Source organism: Brotocaccenecus cirricatena, assembly GCF_020687045.1.
GTDB lineage: Bacteria > Bacillota > Clostridia > Oscillospirales > Oscillospiraceae > Vescimonas > Vescimonas cirricatena.
Window position 1 is genome coordinate 1 of sequence record NZ_JAJEPW010000024.1, and the last position, 17,493, is coordinate 17,493.

A 17,493-nucleotide genomic window follows, 5' to 3' on the forward strand; every position below is an offset into this window, starting at 1 on the left:
ACTGTGGTAGACGAGTGGAACAAGCTGGACAGAAATCGGGAACGCCGGGAGCGTGACCACGAAAACCTGCGCGGGGAAGTTCCGTTGGAGTTTCAGGCTGTGCCAGAACCGAGAATCGTGCCGCTTTGGATGAATGATCCCGAATATCGGCAGCTTTGCAGCGGCTTCTTTCTTGACATTCTCTTTGATTGCCCGTATGAGATGCACGAGCTGACGGCGGACAAATTCATCTCCGATATGATTCGTGATCTCAGCGAGGAGCACAAGGAAGTGCTGTATTTTCTCTCCCTGCGGCTATATAGCGCCACCAAACTGGCAGTGCTGCGAGGGCAATCTGACCGGAACATCCGCAAGCTGCGCACCACCATCCACAAGAAGCTGCAAAGAGCGTTCTGCCAGCATTTGCAGGAAAAACAGGAGGCGGGCGGCAGCCTGACGCTGCGGGAACAGGAGTTTTTCCGTGTATTTGGAGAGCTGCTGCAAACCATGGGCAAGAATGCGGTAATTCGCCCGGAGAACAAAACGCCTCCGAGGAAAAAGAAAACCATCCTTGACGGAGCCAAGGACGGTTGATACAATAGTAATATAGTTAATATATAGTTGGATTACGAGTCGAGAGGAACAGTGCCATGAAGAATCTCTTTGAGCAGTCCCGTTCCCATTGGGTGCGGTATGACCGCTATGAACTGAAAACTGCCGCAGACGGAAAGCGGTATATCACGCCGGGGAAGAATGCCAAACCCGACATCTATAATCCCTTGAAGGAAGCGCCGGGAATCGTGCTGGATGCGCTGAATGTGGGAATGCTGATGATGAACCGCAGTCCGGAGGACGAGGTGCAGAAGGCTATTCTGGAGTTTGTGACCCATTACGGTTTGCTGGGTCTGATGACGGCGCTGCCCACCACGCCGTCCTTTATGGACTATGAGAAGGTGTATCTGCCGAAAAACCATTTCATCAAGGCAGAATCCATGGAAACCGAGGACTATCTGGCGTTGTTCTATCCCTTTGACCAGCTGGATGTGGTCAAGAAGGGCATTGAGTCCAGCTGGAGCGTGTCCGGTGACCGCACGATGGTGGCGCTGACCATGACCTTTGCAGATGAACCCATGGCGAAAACCATGAGCTTCCAGCGGGAGTACGCTGAACCGTATGAATGGGTGGCACAGCAGTTCAAGGACTGGGCCTTTACGCTGACCACTTCCATTCTGTATTATAACGATTATGACCTGATCGATGAGGACACCCGGAATCTATACCGCAAGGGCATGGCTGCCTTCGGCGGCATTGCGCCCAGCTATCATATTGAGCTGCTGGACAAGCCGACCATCTATTGGGACTTCCACTCCCTGTTGTTGGGCGTGCAGATGATGTTCAGCTTCCTGCTGGTGGATGGAGAGAAGCCTCTGCGGCTGTGCAAGCACTGCCAGAAGGTGTTCCTCGGCAGCCGGGCCAATTCCGCATTTTGCAGCCCCCGGTGCAAGAATCAGTATAATGTCTATAAGAGCAGAGGAAAAAATAAGGGACAGGACGGTGAGAATGATGATTGACCGCTGGATCGCAGAAGCGACCGAATGTGATTTCAAGGTCGCGCTGGAGGTAAAGAAGCCGAAAAGCTGGCTCAAAAGCGTCAGTGCCTTTGCAAACGGCATCGGCGGCACGCTGTTTTTCGGGATTGATGATGACAGAAACGTGATAGGCTTGTCAGATGCGCAGACCGATGCGGAGACGATCAGCCGTCTGATCAAAGAGCGAATCACGCCCTATCCGAGTTTTGTCCTTGCTCCTGAACGAGAAAATGGTAAGGACATCCTTGTCCTGTCCGTATCGTCCGGACGGTCTACGCCGTATTACTATAAAGCGGACGGTATCATGGAAGCCTATATCCGAATGGGCAATGAAAGCGTGATCGCCCCGTCCTATGCGCTGAATCAGCTGATTCTCAAAGGGATGCACCGCACCTATGACGAGCTAATTTCCGAGTATGATTTCAAGGATTACGCTTTTTCCAAGCTACGCGAACGGTATAAGGCTTGGACGGGCAACAGCATGGAAGAAAAGCTGTTCGATTCCTTCGATATGCGGGACGAACACGGCAAGCTGACCAATGCAGGCGCTTTGCTTGCGGATGATTCTCCCATCCGACATTCCCGCCTGTTCTGCACACGCTGGAACGGCCTTGATAAAAGCGGCGGCATGGTAGATGCACTTGACAGTGCGGAATTCTCCGGCAGCCTGATCATTCTGCTCAATGAGGGCGTCAGCTTTGTCAAGCGGAATATGAAAACGCGCTGGAAGAAAACCGCCGATTCCCGTGTTGAGATGCCCGACTACTGCGAACGAAGCGTTTTTGAGGCGCTTGTCAATGCACTGATCCATCGTGACTATCTGATTTTGGGCAGCGAAGTCCACATCGACATTTACGATGACCGCCTTACCATATATTCTCCCGGCGGTATGGCAGACGGCACACGGATACAGGAGCGTGATCTGTCCAGCATTTCCTCCACGCGCCGCAACCCTGTCCTTGCAGATATTTTCGGACGGCTGGGCTATATGGAGCGGCAAGGCAGCGGCTTTAAGAAAATCACGGAAACCTACCGCGCCGCTCACAATTACCGTGACGAACTGGAGCCTAAATTCTATTCAGATGCCAGTTCTTTTCAAGTTACGCTCTATAATCTAAATTATGGAACAGTGGCAACTGCAAGCAAGGTTACGATTGAGGACGAAAATATTGCGATTGAGGTTGCGATTGACCGGCTGAACGCAAGCCAAGGTACGATTGCAAAGGCAAAAGCGGTATTTGCAAATATGGGCGTTGATGGTGTCTTTGGTCGCTCCGATATCGCTACTATCACAAAGGATTCTGTTACTGCCGCAGGCAATCTCATTACAAAACTGAAAAATGCGGATTTGATCGAGCCTGTCAGCGGCTTTGGAAAGGGTAAATATAAGTTTATAGCACCAAAAGAATAAAGATAATGCCCGTTATCGGCCATACAGCCAATAACGGGCATTTGTCATTCATATACAAGCTCGGTCAGTACGATTTCCTCCGCACGGCTGCGGATGCTGTTCATGCGGCGCACCCATTCCATTTGGTCGGCGGCTTTCAGAGTTTCTGTCACGCCTTCCTGCTTCGCCATTGCAGGAACGATGATTTCCATACGCTCATTGCAAGCTTGGTCGATCTCGACAAGGTGCCAATGCAGCGTTCCGCTTGTGAGCAGGTTTGCGTAGAGAACTGGACGATGTTCTTTCAGATAGCTACGGCGCATACGCCCGTACTTGCCGATCTGGTATTCCGGTTCATCCGGCAGCGCAAGGTTCGGGATAAGATAATCACCCTCCTGACGGTAAGTGCCACCCATTTTCTCAAATAGAGATTTCATAAGAATCAGCTCCTTTTTGTGTTGATTTGCAGCGGTTATAAGGATTATTCTGCTCCTTTCCTACAACTGCTGTTCCATTCACCACAAATGAGCCGCAGTCATATGTATTAGGTGGGAGAAACCACCCTCTACATAGTAACTCTTGGTTGGAAATGGAATTGCTCTCGCCTTGCAGCTCGTCCTCATGGGATAGTCTTGGATAAAGGGCAGTGATTTTCTGGGTGGTCTGTCTTAACATAAAATCCTCCGTTTCCGACAGCCAGCCCCACTATTCCGTATTTCGATTATACCACATGGGGCGGCTGTCTGTATAGCGGCTTCTGCTTCTTTACCGCCCGGTAAAATGACGATTTTTCTGTGCGGCTTGTAGCGTTAAGGCGAAAGCTGGGCTTTGTGTCCTGCGGCGGCTTCCGCCTCCAGCACTTTCATCATCTTATCGGCTGCGGTGTCGGTGGTATCTTTCTTGAAAAAGCCGGAAACGACAAGGACGGTGTTGCCCATGCGGATCTCTGTCACGCAGTCCGGGCGGCGTTCCGGGGTGGTGTTCTGCTTGTTCTCTGCCATAGGCAACTCCTTTCATTTCATCTCGTCGTCGCAAAGTCCATTCGGCTCCGTTTCCCGCTGGAGCGGAAAACTACGCTCATTTCCTTGCTCCTCCTCTCCCCGCAAAGCCTTACGGCTTTGTGGGGCCCCCATTAGCTTTTTCAGCCTGTTCAGCTTGGCTTGCGCCGTTTCCCGGCGAAAGTTCTCACCCGTAAAGAGGATAGGGGCGCACATTTCCAAAAGGCGGTCATAAATCCGGGCATGGGCGGTGTCCAGCGGATTTTGCAGGCTGTCCAATGTCAGATTGGTGGTGACGATTAGGGGCTTGCGGCTGCGGTAGCGGCTGTCAATCACATTGTAGACCTGTTCTAAACCGTACTCTGTGCCGCGCTCCATTCCAAAATCATCAATGATAAGCAGAGGAAATCGGCAAAGACGCTCGATATACTCGTTGCGCCCCCCAAAGCTGGCGGTCAGGTCATTCAAAATCGCAGAAAAATTCGTCATGCGGACAGCGACTTCCTGCTCCATGAGGGCATTAGCGATACACCCGGCAAAATAGCTTTTTCCTGTGCCGACCTTGCCCCATAGCAGATAGCCGATATTTTCCTCGCGCATGATTTCCCAATGCTCCACATAGAAGTGTGCAATCTCCATTTGCGGGCATTTCCCGTTGTCATTGGCGAAAGTCCATTCCTGCATGGTGGGATTGGTAAATCCCTGGCGTTTCAAGTCCTCCACGGTATCAAGGTGCTTTCTGCGCTGTTCGGCGGTTTCACGCTCCAAACGCTTGGCTTTCTGGCAGTCACATTCTGCCGGGTGGCGGTCACGCCCAAACGGGGCGGCTTGCTTTTCCGGGAAGTAGGCTTCTTTCGGGGTGCGGCACTTGCCGCAGTAAAGCAGCCCGTCCTCGCCTGTGTAGTCCTCCGGCTCTGCGGTAGTAGTCATCATATTCAAAACGGTATCGGTAAAAAGTTCAGTCATAAACTCTCGCCCTCCTTAAAGGTGTAATCGGGTATGCCTTTTTTCGGCGGTTTCTTGGCTTCGTCCTCCTGCGCCCACTTGTATATCGTGGCTGCATGGCTACGGTATTTCGTTCCTTTGGACGCTATATGAGTAGATAAGCGGTCAATATAATACTCCCATTTGTCGGGCAGTTCCGCTTTCAGCTCGTCCAGTTCCGTATCGGAAAGAAAAACATTGTTGTATCTGCCATAGCGGCGGGCGGGGGCTTGTCCCTTTAACTCTCCCTCTTTTTCTAACTCTATATCTATCTCTTTCTTTATCTCTATCTCTGGTGGACGAATGTCGGACAAATGTCCGCCATTTGTCCGCGGCGGCAAAAGCGCCTTGTTTTCAAGCCTTGCGGCGCGTTTCCGTTCCGCTTCGGTAGAGGATTGACCGATCATCAGCTCAATGTCGGTCATATAAAGCAGCCCGCAGTCAAGCTGCTCCACAAGCCCTAACTGCTGGAAGATGGCTAACGCCCGTTCCACCGTCCCGATTTGGTGACGGGTCAGCGTGGCTATCATCTGGGCGGTATAGGGGATATGCTCGTCAAGCTGTAATCTGCCGCCATTTTTCAGCGATTTTAAGTACAGCTTCAAGAGGATATTGGAATACAAAATCCCGTCTTTCATGTCCTCTAACAGCACAATGGAATCGCTGTCGAAGAAGTTTTCTTTCAGTTTGAGGTAGTAATATTTGCGGTTATCTGCCATTGGCGGTGTCCTCCCTGTGTTTCCATCTCTTAGAGAAATACCGGGGGCAGAGGACGATAATCGCCCGGAAGCTCTGCTTGCAGCCGTGTGTGCAGCCCCGGCAAAGGTCATTGTAGGTAATACGGTTTCGGTGGTTGAGGAAAAAGCTCCATTCCAACCGCCGCTTTTTGCTCATGCGTGGCATTTCTCGCTCCTTTCTGCCGTTTCCGCTGGTATAAGCGGATAGGTCGGTAAAAATGTAGTTTCTCGGTGTCATTTTCGGGGATTTCCTGCGCTGTGCGCCCCGTTTCAAAGGTGGGCAGTATTGCGGATAGGGTGCAGGGCATATCCCCGTTTTGGTATCGTTTCGGGGCGGTTTTTAACGCTCATGTTTGTGCTTTTTCTCTCTGTCTTTCTCGCCTTGCAGGATTTGAGAAAGATTGCTTTTCACGGTATGCAGCTCCTTGACACGGGCTTTTTTCTCCCGGTATTCGTTGTAATGGGCGTTCTTTTCGGCGGTAAGCTGCTCGATTTCCGCTTGCAGGGCTTTATGGCTTGGCAGCTTGGAAACGCCATGCGCCCGAAAATAACGGGTGGCTGCGTCCGCTATGATAAAATCGCTTTCGTGCCGTTCCCGGTAGGCGCTGCGGGCTTTTTCCGTTTTCTGCGCTTTCAGACCGTCACGGGCAGGCTTGGTCTTGGCATAGGCAAGCACCTGTGTCTGAAGCTCCTTTTTCTCCCGGATAGCAGCGTCTAGGGCTTTCAGCTTGGCGGTGCTGTCCTGTAAATCCGCATTGGTGGATACAAGGGCTGCGTTCAGCTCCTCCGGCGAATAGCCGTACTGCCCGTAGGCGGCAACGGTAGCCGCCATTTGTTTCAGATTGTGGACTGCCGCCCAGCGGTCATAGCCCACGCCTTTTCCCTCCGCTCGTTTTGCCGCCCGGTCAACCATGCGCTGAATACCGTCCTTTTCCGGGGTGGTTTGGACAGCTTTTTTACCCTGCAAACGCTCCCTTATGTTGCGGGGGTATTCGGGTACGGTTGCGGTCTGCTCGGCGGCTCTGTGGGCATTCTGTTCCAAAAGGGCAAGAACGGCAGCGCGGTCAAAATCATCTCCCAGCTTGCGGGCGGTAATGGGCTTTGTCCTGTCCGGCGTGAGGTAGGATAGCCGCCCTCGGCTCTCCTTGACAGTCACGCCCTGTTGCAAGAGAACGGCGGTGAACTCGCCATAGCTTGCGGCAGAGGACAGCGCGGTGCGTATGGCCTGCCGCAATTTTTCCTTGTCTGTTTCAAACTTCGTGGGCTTGGCTGGCTGCTCCTCGGCTGGCAAGGCGGCAGCTTCCTTGTCCAGCTTTGCCTGCCCTTTCCGCTGCGCCCAATACTCACGCTCGGTAATGCGGTTTTTGCTGCCATGCAAAAGGTCGATTTGATAGAGATTTTCCCGGTGGCACAGCTCCATGACTTCGGCTTTGAAGTATTCCATCGTCGCGTCTGTGCAGCGGTGTTTGCACCCGGCGCGGGTGTCTGCCGGTCTGTCCATGTAAGGCAGGAACGGAACTTCCTCTATCCGCAGAGAATTGATAACGATATGCACATGGATATTGCCGCTGTGGTTGTGTCCGTCCGGGTGGGTGCAGACAATGGCTTGGTGTCCGGGAAACTGCTTCCGGCAAAATTCCTCGCCCAACGCCTGCGCCCGGTCTACGGTCAAACCGTTGTCCACCGCGTCCCGTGGGTCAAAGCTGATAATGTAGTGGTGGCTTTTTACATCTTCCCGCTTCTGGTTCTTCCCATAGCGGAGATTGGAGCGCATACAGGCAACGGCAAAATCCTCGTCGCCGCAGTTCAGCGTGGCTATTCGATAGTCCTCCCTGAGCATGAGCCGCCCGTTTTCATCAAGGGTGGGCTTCATGGTAAACTCGTCATGTTCAAAGGTGAGGTACTGCTCGGCTGCGCCATAGTCCGCATTTTTAGAGCTGATATGTTTGAATGTTGCCAACAGCGTCACCTACCTTTCGCAGGACTTCAAACTTCAAGGCAGCAAGGTCAGAAATGGCGGCGCGGACTTCAACGGACAGGGCGTTGTATGGTGTGCCGTACTCGTTGAGGGCGCGGGCAATCTGATTGAGGTTGCCACCGATTTTTCCGTATTCGGCGGTCAGCCTGCCAACGGCGGACAACAGTTCATCATTGACCGGGGAAACGGTAACGATGGGGCGAATGGTCGCCCGTGTAATGGCTTGCCGGATAAATTCGGCTTGGCTCATGTCATAGTGTTTCAGCCGCTCGGTAAAGTCGGCGTATTCTTCCTCGGTCATGCGGGTTTTGACCACATGGCAGCGGTGGGGCGTGTTGTATTTTTTCTTCAAGCGTTGACCTCCTTTCTCGCCCGACAGGGCGCATGAGCAGGGTTTGGGGAAGGCACTCCCCAACAAGATTTACCAAAGGGGGCAAAACCGCAGATATGCGGATTTTGGCACCGTGGTAGAATCTTGCTCTAAAAAACTACCGCTTTCCTCGGCGGCTCTGGTTTGCGGATATACTGGCTTGCTCCACCAATATAGCGATTGCGGCGGCGTGTTCTGCCCGCTGTTCACCACTACAACGGTGAAAAGGGGGCGTTTTGGCAAACGCAGCGGAAATTTTTTTGTTTTACCTGTCTGCTCCCTACAACAATCCGGCGGTGTGGTTTGCCAAAGATTTTTGAAAATGGGCGCAAAAAAAGCAGTAAACCTTTTCAAGATTTACTGCTTATCTGCCGCTGTGATGGGCGGCGGTATTAAATTGTCAGCCGTTTTTCAAATGGAATTTATCTGCAATCGCTTTCTTTCTGCTTTCCAATTCCTTTTCTGTAATCTTCCATAATCCTAACGCAATGATCTGCTATCTTTTGCATTCCGAGTTTTTCAAAAAAGGCAATTTGTATTTTCATCATTTCTTCACAAACAGTCAACTTCTGCTCATCCATATTGCTAATAGCAAGCCATGGGAACGCTTTATATTTCTTAGTGTCCCCAATGAGAAAATTGTACCCTATCAACTCATTTTCACGGAAAACGAAATAGAATTGTGGGCCTGAACCTGGAACTGACTTTTCCATAATTTGCTGCATTGTTTTCACGCCGCCGTATGCCGGAAAAAAACCTATTCGCTCAAGAGCATTTAATATGTCAATCCTTTTATCTGTGGGTATGTCTCTATAATTGATAATCTGTTCCATTTGCTCTACCCTCATTGAAGTTTAATTTGTTAGGCTCTAATTATACAACTTTTCTGTTTAGCGGTCAAAGTGGAACTTCAACAGGCTTTCTATCAGTTGCCTGACGATATGCTCCTGCATATCCGTGTTAATCTGTCCGTCCATTTTCGCACAAGAGCGGATACATCCCGCATAATGGGATAGGACGGCGGCAACAGCTTCCGGGTCGCCCTCGCTTGCCTTAACGATTGTCTCATAGGGAAGTAGCTGGCTCATAGGACAAACCCTCCAACTCTGCCCGTAGCCGCCGTAAAATCATCTGAATACGCCGCCCGGTTGTGTTGCCAGCCCGTCCATATCTCCGTCCAATCTCCCTATGCGTCAATCGTTGGAAGTAGTACAAGAAAATGATTTCCTGTTCCATCTGTGATAGTGCGGACAGGGCTGCGGCAAGCTCTGGGCTTTCCAAAAGCACCATCTGACCACAGACGAAAAGCGGATAGCTGGTCATGCCGGATTGCTCCGCAAAGTATTTATCTGTGGTACTGAATGGATAGTGTTTTTCTTCTATCAGATATTCAAGCGAGATTTCCCGCTTGCGGCGGCTCCGTATGCTCCGGGCTGCGTCTATGGCAGCGTGGCGAATAACAGTCTTGCAAAAGGCATCGTGTGTATGCCGGATATGTTCTTGATACTTTTCGTGTTCGGTCATGGAAAATCCCCCTTTCTGAATAATGGCAGAGGGCGGCAGCATCTTGTGCTGTCGCCCTCTTGATTACCGAACAGCAAAGACGGGCGGGGCTGTCAACGGCGGCGCATTTGCGCCGTTCATCTTGACCGTTGACAGGCTCGGCTGGGTTTGCTATCTGCTCACGGCAATTCACTCTCATTGATAGGAATTGCTTCAAGGTCCGTATTCAAATTGTTCCAATAAGAGCCAATATCCGCACTTGTGAAATACTTAAAACCGCCTGCTTCTGACTTCAATTCGCCGTTTTTAACTCCATAGCAGGCGTAAATCAAATCGTAGCTTGTTCCATCTGAGAGGTTAAATCTAAAGCTGGTCACATCTGCTCCGGCAGTTTCCTCAGTTGTTTTGTCTTTTAAGGATAAGTCCTTGAACTTATCATACAGGGTCTTTATATCATTTTCAGCAACAACTACTTTCTTTTCTGCTGATGCAGGCACTCCGTCATAGTGGTACATTTCAACGCTTTCGACATCTTCAACCTCAAATGGGAAGTCGATTTTGACAGGCTCATAAGCAATGTTTATAGGTAACAGAAAGAGAGCTGTAAAAATTGCAATGGTACAAAGAGCGATGGAAACGAGAACAGCAATCGTTATCTTTTTCCTGCCCCTCTGCTTTTCTTTTGCCTCATGGCGCATAATAACGCTTTCGCTTTCTTCGTGAAGAACATCTTCGCTCGTGTGAGAAAGCAATTTCTGATAAATTGCGTTACAATCAGCACAGGCGTTCAAATGCTCTTTTACCATCTCTGCGCTTGCTTCGCTGCAAGCACCGTCAACATACAGCGGAAGAATATCTCGAACAATATCGCATTGTTTACTCATGCTTTTCATCCATCCTTTCTTGAATTTTTAGCTTTGCACGATGATAAGTAACTCTCGCCCATGATTCTGTTTTTCCAAAAATTGCAGCGATTTGTGAAAAAGATAGTTCCCCGAATACGCGAAGCTGAAAGACTTCTTTGTATGGTTCTTCCAAACGGTGAAGAACGAGGTGTATGCGGAACGCCATGTCAGAATCTGCAACTGAGTTCTCAACATTTTCATTTGATGGCAAGTCATTGATTTCACTCACATCAGCTACTCGCTGACGGCTTCGCATTTCATCATGGTAAAGATTTTTTGCTATGGAGCAGAGCCATGTCAATTCATCTGACTTACCTTTGAATTGTGATGTTGTAGAAACAGCCTTATAGAATGTGTTCTGCGTGATTTCCTCTGCTATCTCACGATTTTTGGCAAGAGAAATAGTATACGAGTATACCTGTAAATAGTAGGCTTTATAGAGCTTTTCATAGTCCATACTTGTCATCACCTCCTTCAGCTTCATAGGTTAGACGGAGAAATCGGAATTTCGTTACAAAGAAGTTTGAAATTTTTATACCTTTACGCTACTCTTGCTTTCTGCGGACTGTTGGTAGACGCACATTAACGGCAAGCAAAGAGATTGCTGTGTCAGCTTGATATGTTCAAATGCTAATTAAGTATAGCATACAGCTATGAATTTTTCTATTGCGTTCCCCTGACTTCGGAATAGTGGCAGGGCTGGCTATCCATGTCTTGTGCTTCTCTACCGTACATGAGCATTTGCACCCGGATTGTCGTTTCCATATCCCTCTAAGAGATTGATGACGCCCCAAATGCCTAAGCCTGCGCCCAGTGCGATAACAAGGGTCTGTAATACGTCGATAGCAGAGTTAAAAAATTCCATAAAGCTCCTTTCTGCCGTAAATGCGGCTTGCCCCGTAAAAGGGCATAAAAAACGGCGGTCAGTTTTCAAACTGCCGCGGTCATAAGCCCGCCGGATTTCGGCGGTTTCCCCGCGCTGCCTATGTGTCTGCCGCGCGGCGGTATTCAGTTGTTGGGGTGAGCGATAGGAATTTTTGTAGGGGCGCGTATCCTGTAAGTTGTATTTTTCTTTGTTACTGCGTCAATTCCTCCTTTCGTTGCTGCTCATACAGGGCTTCACACCGTTTTACAAACTGCTGGATAGCTGCCTGCCGCTGTCTTTCCTGCCACTCGGCAATGGAAATAAGCCCGTTTATGGCTTCTGTGATTTTCTTGTCCTTTTTCTTTCGGATACGTCTATTCATGGGCGGTGTCCTCCTGCAAATCTGCTTCGCTGATTTCGTAATAGTCAAAGGGTTCGTCCGACTTTACAAGGGCAGGTCTGCGCCGTAGGTGCTTTTCCATATCAAAAGTATTTTTCTTGTCATAGTCGGAAAGATATTTATAGTTGGGGTGCTTTGTAATGTCGTACTTATCAGAGAAGAACGGGCGCACCCCTCGTAGCTGTAAAATACATTTCCCGCCGTCCATAACCGCTATTTCATCTTCCGTCATAAGCTGCTTGCCTAACTTCTGATAGTTCAGCCCATGCGATACCTCGCGCCCCCGGTTCTCGGAAGTGTTGAAGCTGTCAATGGTTTCTTTCCCCAAGATTTCCGACATTTCTTTGAGGGTGGTTTTCTCCTTGCCGCCCAAGAAAAGGGTGGTGTCGCAGTTGCCGACTATGGTATCGGCGTTGTCCTTATAGATTGCCTTTAACTGGCTTTGCGACTGTAAGATAATCGACGCGGAGATTTCCCGGCTTCGTATGGTGGCTATGAGCTTTTCAAACTTCGGTATCTGCCCGATATTTGCAAACTCGTCTAACAGACAGCGCACATGGACGGGCAGCCTGCCGCCGTATTCATCATCTGCCTTGTCGCAAAGCAGATTGAAAAGCTGCGTGTAAAGAATACTCACGACAAAGTTAAAAGTATCGTCGGTGTCGCTGATGATAACAAACAGGGCGGTCTTGCGGTCGCCTATGGTGTCAAGCTCCATTTCGTCGGTTTCCATAAGGTCGCGCAGCTCCTTAATGTCAAAAGGGGCAAGCCGCGCACCGCAGGAAATGAGAATAGAGCTTCGTGTCTTTCCCGCAGATAACAGGAATTTCTTGTACTGCCGGACGGCAAAGTGTTCCGGGTCTTTTTCCTCCAACCGTTCAAACATGAGGTCAACGGGGGACTGAAATTCCGGGTCGTCCTCGCGGGCTTCACTGGCATTTATCATTTCAAGCAGCGTCGTGAAGTTCTTTTCTTCCTCCGGGGCTTCGTACCAAATGTAGCCGATAAGGGCGCAGTAAAAGAGCCGTTCCGATTTTACCCAAAAATCCTCCCCGGCTTTTTCCCCGTCCCCTTTGGTGTTGGCAATCAAGGTATTTACCAGTTTCAAAATGTCTTTTTCGCTGCGGATATAGGCAAAGGGATTATAACGCATGGATTTCTTAAAATTTATCGTGTTCAGCACCTTTATCCGATACCCGCCGCGCTGTAAGAGCTTCCCACACTCGACTAAAACCGTACCTTTCGGGTCAGTTACAACGTAGCTTGAGTGCATTTGCATTAAGTTGGGCTTCACAAAAAATCTCGTCTTGCCGCTGCCGCTTCCCCCGATAACAAGGATATTTTTATTCCTTGCATACTTCGGCTGCTTCGGGCGGCTGTTCATGGTAAGCCGTTCCGTCTGTGTCAGAAGCACGTTATTTTGAAATACCGGGTCGGTATAGGGCTTTATATCTTCGGCGTTGCCCCAACGGGCTGAACCGTATTCGATACCTTTTCGGTATTTCTTCGCGTTCTTGCCTTTGAAGTACACCATAAGCCGGATAAGGACAGCCCCCACAATACCGATAAGCAAATCCATAGGGGCAAGGCTCGGAAGCGGGGTTGCAAAGGCAGCGGAAAAGCCGTCTGCAAGGGAAAGCACCTTGCCGGAAAGGTCAGCCCCCGGCGCAAGGCGTACCGCTTGTCCGATTTTGTCAAAGAGATAGACAAAGAGCAGATAGGGGGCATTTAGGATAAGCAGCTTTTTAAGTTCCGGCTTCATAGCGATACCTCCCTGTCCTTTTTCTTCACTTTGTCCCTCTGTGCGTTCAGAGCTGCCGCCTTGTCTTTCAGAGTGGAAAGCAGCTTGCGGATAGAGGGCTTTTTATCCCTGCCTAATTTCTTTGCGGTAAATTCCCGGAACGCTTCGGTCATAACGTCAATATCCTTGCCCTTAAAAGACACAAGATAGGTCGGCGGCTTGCCGTTCTCAATCTTCTTGACGTTGTAATCAAGCCCGCTTTTCCTTGCGATAGGGTCAAAGGCTTTGATATTTTGGTCGGTAATCTCAATGTTGGAAACCTTTTCTCCCTGCTTCATAAGCTGCCGCATAGTGATTTTCCCATGCGGGGCTTTGGTTAGCTGCCCTTTGCCTTTGGCAAGCAGGGCTTTCATAGCCTTTTGCAGCACTTCGGCGGTCAGCTTAGATGTTTTGATTGCTAAAGACACGACTTTTTCATTGACTTCATCTTGCATGAAATCCCTCCTTTCATAGTTTGGTTAGGGTGGTGTGCCGCTTCGGGGCATAAAAATAAGGCGTACATTTTTCATGCCGCCTTTAGATACGCACCCGCAGCCCGTTCAAATCCGAAGCCCTCACACCGACAAGATACCAGTTGTCCCCGTACTCCATGCGGGTCGGCTTCCATTTGCCGCGTACAAACACTTCAAGGCAATCCCCACAATGCAATCCTCCGTAGTAGTCGTTAAGGTCAAAGCGAATGTCGTAACGGTCTGCCGTTTCATCAAAAATCAAAGCTCCTGTTTTCTGTGTCATATTAAAATCCTCCTGTTTTTTAATAGCCGCCGTACATATCGTGGTTGACAAGGGCGGTGTAATAGCTGTCAATGGTGTTGGGCGCGTTGAAAAGTACCGCTTTCAGATATTGCTTGATGTTACGGATTTTCGTGGTGTTCTCTTTCATGCAGTCAAAGACAAATTCAATGTGGCTGCTGTTCAGCTTCATAAACTTTGCTTTGACAAGCTCTGCCGGATAATCGTCCCCGGCGATACGAATTGTCTTTCGTTTGGTGCAGACAGTTTCAAGGATAAGGGACACAATCTCGTCCAAGCGTTCCCTGTCAATGTTGGTATGCTTGATAAAATGCTCATACTCGATATTGTCCTTGATGATTTCCTCATACACGCTGTATGCGTCTGCCGCTTCCGTTCCTTTCCGTTCCGGCTCTGCCGTTTCTTCCCTCAAAGGAGAGGGGTTAGGGGAAAGGATAGGAATGGAATGGTTACTTGATAAATCCGTATTTGATTTTTCTTTTTTTGGTAAGTCAGTCTTTTGTATATCTTTATTTAATTGCATTGGATTTTCCAACGTAGGTTTTTCCTGCGTAGGATTTTCCAATGTTGGATTTCCCAATGTTGGATTTTCCAATGTAGGTAAATCCAAGTTAGGCGGCTGCTCATAGATGATGTAATCAGTTCCCCGCAAGCGTCCTTTCTCGTCGCGCTCCCTTGAACGCTGAATATATCCGGCTCTTTCAAGCTCCCGGACAGCTTCGCGGATAGCGTCGATTTTTTCCCGGTTGATATAGGACAGTCCCGCAAGGGTATAGTCCCAATCCTCCGGCAAGGACAGCATTTGCGATAACAGCCCTTTTGCCTTTAGGGAAAGTTCTTTGTTGCGTAAATGGTGGTTGCTCATAACCGTATATCCTGTGTTTCTCTCCACGCGGAAAACTGCCATAGCTTCATCAACTCCTTTGCTGCATATTTGTTACGCGGTAGAACAGCGATTTTAAGGGTTTAGGTATCAATCCCTTACCCTGTGAAAACCGTACCCGCAAAGCCTTGTGTAGCAAGACTCTTTTTGCCCCTACTGCGTAACATGAGGGTAAAAAAATAGCGGCGTTCCTTGTTTCCCGGTTGGGATAAGGTAACGCCGCCAGTGCGGTGCTATATGAAATTGTGTGATTGCCGACGTGCCGCGCCGCCAGTGCGTCGCGTTTGTATTGGGTTGTTTCATGCTCGCAAGATGTTCCGGCATATCAAGGCGCAATCCGTTAAAAGTAGTAAATTGGTAGTAAAATCAATCTGAAATCCTGCGAATGTGCTTGTATTTCAAGGGTTTTTCGGGATAATCAAAATTTTTCTATCAGACAACAGAGAGGTCGCGGATGGGTACCGCCACTGTGTAGGTTTCCTCCACCTCGACCTCGTTGCCGGCGTCATCCGCCTCAGTGACGGTGCGGGTGCGCTCCTCATAGGTTACGAAACAGTCCAGATACTGCTTGTGCGCTCGCTGGCTGGGCTGCTCCTCGCCGAAGTAAAGAGCATAAAAAATGGCCTTGACCCTGGTCCGGTCAAGGCTGTCGCCATTCTCCATCTGTCCATCCAACTCTGCGGCACCGCCATCCAGAACGAAAAAACTATCCCGCATATTCTCGATATGCCCTCGGTAATCCTCGGGTACAGAGGCGGAGATCACCCCGCCGTGGAAACAGAGTTCCAGTGCCGTAGTATTGTGTTCAGCAGTACCGGAGAGCAGAGAACAGAGAAGCACCAGCAGTACGATGATAGGGGAAAAAATAGCCACTATGACCCAACCGATAGTTTTCCGGGCCTTTTCACTGCTCAGAACTGCCGCCGCTGCTTTTGCCAACATCGCCAGAGTTGCAGGATCAGCCAAGGCTCATTCCTCCCATCCCTGGATCCTGGCCTTGTGTCCGTCCGGGATCCAGCTGCTCCCAGTACTCAGACAATTCCGCCGCTGCTACAGCGGGGAGCTCATACCCGATAGTTTTCGCCCAGGACAGGAACTTCTCATAGTCAGTGCCTTTTTCCAACAGGAGCTTGGCGGATCCCAGCAGATCAGACTGAACGCAGGCTTTGAGGGCAGACAGATTGGTGGGCTGAATTTTCATTCCATCTTTGATTAGCTGTTCCAGTTCCCATGCGTCACCACGCTGGGCATATTGCCGGATGACCTCGCTGGCCCGGCCTGTGATGTCAATGCCCTTCCTGGCCAGAGTAAATGCGGCGCGGCTATCCCGATTATAGGCCGCAGCCAGCATCAGTTCCGCAGGTGCGGCGGCGATCTGCTCATTGGTGGCGTGATCCATCATTTCTCTGCCGATATAAGGATTCAAGGAATATGCATCCCGGATCATCCTGCCCACGAAACCCGGCTCCATCTCCAGAGTGTAGGTTTCTGCCTGATCCATCAGAAAACGCAGGCGCTCCACATCTCCGGTTTTCACCGCAAGCTTTGAAGCCAGTAGATAGGATTCGCTGCCGAAGTGGTCACAGGCAGCCATGAGGAGGATCATCATCTTGCTGCCAACCTCACCGGACCGACCAGCAGTTTGGGTGAGAAGGTCGTCACTATACTCCAGCACTTGCGTAAGCAAGCTCTTGAAGGCATCGAGATTTCCGTCCCGCACTGCCAGCGTTATCTGGTCATAGTTGTTGATCTGGAGGGGGAGGCGCCCCATCTGGTCAATGTACTGGGTGATGCCTCCGGTCATACGGCGCAGGAGACTTTCTGTGTTTGCAATCAGCCCCAGATACTTTTCATGTTGTGTGATGAGGGCGTCAATGATAGTTTTCTGCTCCTCCAAACTAAGGTGGAAGACCCCACTGGCTGGAATCTGGCTTTCCCCAAGACGAATATATCTGGCATGGCTTGCCCCATCTCCATGGAAAGCCTTTGTAATAGCGGAGGAGATAAGGAACATCCTGTCCAGATCATCACCGCTCTCGCCCAAAGTCTTTCCGGTGATAAAGCCCTTGGTAACAGGATTCCCATCCTCATACCATTTCAGGTACACATCCAAATAAATACCCTCACTCGCACCATAATCGGTGGTGCAGAAGATATCTGCGCCCTCGGGAATCTCCCGTCCGTTCTCCCACCGCTGATCCAGCAGGAAATATTCGTCAGGTAGGCAACCCATGTTCTCGAGCTGTTGCCGCAGCTCCTCAAAGACCTCCTGGCCGGTGCGCTGACCAATGTATTCACTTCTGCTGGGGTCCTCTTTGCTGGGTACCCAGCGTTCTGTTTCAATGATTTTCATGGCAT

General features: G+C 50.0%; 21 protein-coding genes and 4 pseudogenes. 4 read left to right on the forward strand and 21 right to left on the reverse strand.

Annotated elements, in window-relative coordinates; genetic code table 11:
* The 3 genes and pseudogenes from LKD37_RS09055 to LKD37_RS09065 form a co-directional block, all read left to right on the forward strand.
* A pseudogene (locus tag LKD37_RS09055) lies at positions 1-573 on the forward strand (sigma-70 family RNA polymerase sigma factor); the annotation flags it as partial.
* A 56-nt stretch (positions 574-629) separates the two neighbouring features.
* Positions 630-1,550: a hypothetical protein gene (locus tag LKD37_RS09060; protein WP_302928936.1), complete on the forward strand. Its 921-nt coding sequence runs from the start codon at positions 630-632 to the stop codon at positions 1,548-1,550.
* The gene (locus tag LKD37_RS09065) at positions 1,540-2,979 is read left to right on the forward strand and encodes an ATP-binding protein (protein ID WP_302928937.1); all 1,440 of its coding nucleotides are present in this window, start codon (positions 1,540-1,542) and stop codon (positions 2,977-2,979) included. The genes LKD37_RS09060 and LKD37_RS09065 overlap by 11 nt, the downstream gene beginning before the upstream one ends.
* Before the next feature lie 44 nt (positions 2,980-3,023).
* Here LKD37_RS09065 and LKD37_RS09070 read toward each other — a convergent pair whose 3' ends face one another.
* From LKD37_RS09070 to LKD37_RS09105, 8 genes and pseudogenes are all read right to left on the reverse strand, one after another.
* Positions 3,024-3,395 carry a TnpV protein gene (locus LKD37_RS09070; protein WP_302928938.1) on the reverse strand — a complete coding sequence of 124 codons (372 nt, stop codon included), beginning with the start codon at positions 3,393-3,395 and terminating at the stop codon, positions 3,024-3,026.
* A gap of 139 nt (positions 3,396-3,534) precedes the next feature.
* Positions 3,535-3,633 (reverse strand): annotated as a pseudogene (locus tag LKD37_RS17820) (recombinase family protein); the annotation flags it as partial.
* 134 nt (positions 3,634-3,767) lie between these two features.
* The gene (locus tag LKD37_RS09080; RefSeq protein ID WP_005946147.1) at positions 3,768-3,959 is read right to left on the reverse strand and encodes a transposon-encoded TnpW family protein; all 192 of its coding nucleotides are present in this window, start codon (positions 3,957-3,959) and stop codon (positions 3,768-3,770) included.
* 129 nt (positions 3,960-4,088) lie between these two features.
* Positions 4,089-4,922: pseudogene (locus LKD37_RS09085) on the reverse strand (ATP-binding protein); the annotation flags it as partial.
* A complete protein-coding gene (locus LKD37_RS09090) occupies positions 4,919-5,659 on the reverse strand; it encodes a phage replisome organizer N-terminal domain-containing protein (protein ID WP_009259845.1) in 741 nt (246 codons plus the stop codon). The pseudogene LKD37_RS09085 and the gene LKD37_RS09090, both read right to left, overlap by 4 nt.
* Positions 5,649-5,843 (reverse strand): hypothetical protein, encoded by a 195-nt coding sequence (locus LKD37_RS09095; RefSeq protein WP_006573562.1) that lies wholly within the window; start codon positions 5,841-5,843, stop codon positions 5,649-5,651. Before LKD37_RS09095 ends, LKD37_RS09090 begins: the two co-directional genes overlap by 11 nt.
* A gap of 174 nt (positions 5,844-6,017) precedes the next feature.
* On the reverse strand, positions 6,018-7,637 hold the full coding sequence (locus LKD37_RS09100; RefSeq protein WP_055221990.1) for a relaxase/mobilization nuclease domain-containing protein: 1,620 nt from the start codon (positions 7,635-7,637) through the stop codon (positions 6,018-6,020).
* Complete coding sequence (locus tag LKD37_RS09105) at positions 7,609-8,007, reverse strand: plasmid mobilization protein (RefSeq protein WP_040647222.1); 399 nt, start codon at positions 8,005-8,007, stop codon at positions 7,609-7,611. Before LKD37_RS09105 ends, LKD37_RS09100 begins: the two co-directional genes overlap by 29 nt.
* Before the next feature lie 112 nt (positions 8,008-8,119).
* Here LKD37_RS09105 and LKD37_RS09110 point away from each other — a divergent pair, with 112 nt between their 5' ends.
* Positions 8,120-8,503 carry a hypothetical protein gene (locus LKD37_RS09110; RefSeq protein ID WP_227103581.1) on the forward strand — a complete coding sequence of 128 codons (384 nt, stop codon included), beginning with the start codon at positions 8,120-8,122 and terminating at the stop codon, positions 8,501-8,503.
* On the opposite strand, the gene LKD37_RS09115 is transcribed toward LKD37_RS09110, so the two are convergent.
* The 13 genes and pseudogenes from LKD37_RS09115 to LKD37_RS09175 all read right to left on the reverse strand — a co-directional run bounded on the left by LKD37_RS09115 (position 8,448) and on the right by LKD37_RS09175 (position 17,488).
* Positions 8,448-8,873 (reverse strand): hypothetical protein, encoded by a 426-nt coding sequence (locus tag LKD37_RS09115; protein WP_006573565.1) that lies wholly within the window; start codon positions 8,871-8,873, stop codon positions 8,448-8,450. The genes LKD37_RS09110 and LKD37_RS09115 overlap by 56 nt on opposite strands.
* 42 nt (positions 8,874-8,915) lie before the next feature.
* Positions 8,916-9,113: a helix-turn-helix domain-containing protein gene (locus LKD37_RS09120; protein ID WP_302928940.1), complete on the reverse strand. Its 198-nt coding sequence runs from the start codon at positions 9,111-9,113 to the stop codon at positions 8,916-8,918.
* Positions 9,091-9,591, reverse strand: coding sequence for an RNA polymerase sigma factor (locus tag LKD37_RS09125; protein ID WP_004853592.1), 501 nt, complete (start codon positions 9,589-9,591; stop codon positions 9,091-9,093). Before LKD37_RS09125 ends, LKD37_RS09120 begins: the two co-directional genes overlap by 23 nt.
* A 116-nt stretch (positions 9,592-9,707) precedes the next feature.
* Positions 9,708-10,412: a zf-HC2 domain-containing protein gene (locus tag LKD37_RS09130; RefSeq protein ID WP_009259848.1), complete on the reverse strand. Its 705-nt coding sequence runs from the start codon at positions 10,410-10,412 to the stop codon at positions 9,708-9,710.
* Positions 10,405-10,917 carry an RNA polymerase sigma factor gene (locus LKD37_RS09135; RefSeq protein WP_003533443.1) on the reverse strand — a complete coding sequence of 171 codons (513 nt, stop codon included), beginning with the start codon at positions 10,915-10,917 and terminating at the stop codon, positions 10,405-10,407. The genes LKD37_RS09130 and LKD37_RS09135 overlap by 8 nt, the downstream gene beginning before the upstream one ends.
* A 252-nt stretch (positions 10,918-11,169) precedes the next feature.
* A pseudogene (locus LKD37_RS17595) lies at positions 11,170-11,298 on the reverse strand (Maff2 family mobile element protein); the annotation flags it as partial.
* A gap of 211 nt (positions 11,299-11,509) precedes the next feature.
* The gene (locus tag LKD37_RS09145) at positions 11,510-11,680 is read right to left on the reverse strand and encodes a hypothetical protein (protein ID WP_005932507.1); all 171 of its coding nucleotides are present in this window, start codon (positions 11,678-11,680) and stop codon (positions 11,510-11,512) included.
* Entirely contained in the window at positions 11,673-13,460 is a 1,788-nt protein-coding gene (locus tag LKD37_RS09150; protein WP_302928942.1) for a VirD4-like conjugal transfer protein, CD1115 family, read from the reverse strand. Before LKD37_RS09150 ends, LKD37_RS09145 begins: the two co-directional genes overlap by 8 nt.
* Positions 13,457-13,933, reverse strand: coding sequence for a PcfB family protein (locus LKD37_RS09155; protein ID WP_055224705.1), 477 nt, complete (start codon positions 13,931-13,933; stop codon positions 13,457-13,459). The genes LKD37_RS09150 and LKD37_RS09155 overlap by 4 nt, the downstream gene beginning before the upstream one ends.
* A gap of 82 nt (positions 13,934-14,015) precedes the next feature.
* The gene (locus LKD37_RS09160) at positions 14,016-14,234 is read right to left on the reverse strand and encodes a DUF5348 domain-containing protein (RefSeq protein WP_002610290.1); all 219 of its coding nucleotides are present in this window, start codon (positions 14,232-14,234) and stop codon (positions 14,016-14,018) included.
* 19 nt (positions 14,235-14,253) lie between these two features.
* Positions 14,254-15,159 (reverse strand): DUF6017 domain-containing protein, encoded by a 906-nt coding sequence (locus LKD37_RS09165; protein WP_003529199.1) that lies wholly within the window; start codon positions 15,157-15,159, stop codon positions 14,254-14,256.
* A gap of 408 nt (positions 15,160-15,567) precedes the next feature.
* Positions 15,568-16,101 (reverse strand): hypothetical protein, encoded by a 534-nt coding sequence (locus LKD37_RS09170; RefSeq protein WP_302928946.1) that lies wholly within the window; start codon positions 16,099-16,101, stop codon positions 15,568-15,570.
* Positions 16,094-17,488: a hypothetical protein gene (locus LKD37_RS09175; RefSeq protein WP_069432230.1), complete on the reverse strand. Its 1,395-nt coding sequence runs from the start codon at positions 17,486-17,488 to the stop codon at positions 16,094-16,096. Before LKD37_RS09175 ends, LKD37_RS09170 begins: the two co-directional genes overlap by 8 nt.
* Positions 17,489-17,493 lie beyond the last annotated feature (5 nt).

Bases quoted from the DNA above. Each gene is read 5' to 3' on its own strand.
- LKD37_RS09065 (WP_302928937.1), top strand. From the start codon at position 1,540: ATGATGATTGACCGCTGGATCGCAGAAGCGACCGAATGTGATTTCAAG.
- LKD37_RS09095 (WP_006573562.1), bottom strand. From the start codon at position 5,843: ATGCCACGCATGAGCAAAAAGCGGCGGTTGGAATGGAGCTTTTTCCTC.
- LKD37_RS09130 (WP_009259848.1), bottom strand. From the start codon at position 10,412: ATGAGTAAACAATGCGATATTGTTCGAGATATTCTTCCGCTGTATGTT.
- LKD37_RS09125 (WP_004853592.1), bottom strand. From the start codon at position 9,591: ATGCTGCCGCCCTCTGCCATTATTCAGAAAGGGGGATTTTCCATGACC.
- LKD37_RS09175 (WP_069432230.1), bottom strand. From the start codon at position 17,488: ATGAAAATCATTGAAACAGAACGCTGGGTACCCAGCAAAGAGGACCCC.
- LKD37_RS09160 (WP_002610290.1), bottom strand. From the start codon at position 14,234: ATGACACAGAAAACAGGAGCTTTGATTTTTGATGAAACGGCAGACCGT.
- LKD37_RS09150 (WP_302928942.1), bottom strand. From the start codon at position 13,460: ATGAAGCCGGAACTTAAAAAGCTGCTTATCCTAAATGCCCCCTATCTG.
- LKD37_RS09135 (WP_003533443.1), bottom strand. From the start codon at position 10,917: ATGAAGCTGAAGGAGGTGATGACAAGTATGGACTATGAAAAGCTCTAT.
- LKD37_RS09115 (WP_006573565.1), bottom strand. From the start codon at position 8,873: ATGAGGGTAGAGCAAATGGAACAGATTATCAATTATAGAGACATACCC.
- LKD37_RS09155 (WP_055224705.1), bottom strand. From the start codon at position 13,933: ATGCAAGATGAAGTCAATGAAAAAGTCGTGTCTTTAGCAATCAAAACA.
- LKD37_RS09080 (WP_005946147.1), bottom strand. From the start codon at position 3,959: ATGGCAGAGAACAAGCAGAACACCACCCCGGAACGCCGCCCGGACTGC.
- LKD37_RS09090 (WP_009259845.1), bottom strand. From the start codon at position 5,659: ATGGCAGATAACCGCAAATATTACTACCTCAAACTGAAAGAAAACTTC.
- LKD37_RS09070 (WP_302928938.1), bottom strand. From the start codon at position 3,395: ATGAAATCTCTATTTGAGAAAATGGGTGGCACTTACCGTCAGGAGGGT.
- LKD37_RS09145 (WP_005932507.1), bottom strand. From the start codon at position 11,680: ATGAATAGACGTATCCGAAAGAAAAAGGACAAGAAAATCACAGAAGCC.
- LKD37_RS09165 (WP_003529199.1), bottom strand. From the start codon at position 15,159: ATGGCAGTTTTCCGCGTGGAGAGAAACACAGGATATACGGTTATGAGC.
- LKD37_RS09060 (WP_302928936.1), top strand. From the start codon at position 630: ATGAAGAATCTCTTTGAGCAGTCCCGTTCCCATTGGGTGCGGTATGAC.
- LKD37_RS09120 (WP_302928940.1), bottom strand. From the start codon at position 9,113: ATGAGCCAGCTACTTCCCTATGAGACAATCGTTAAGGCAAGCGAGGGC.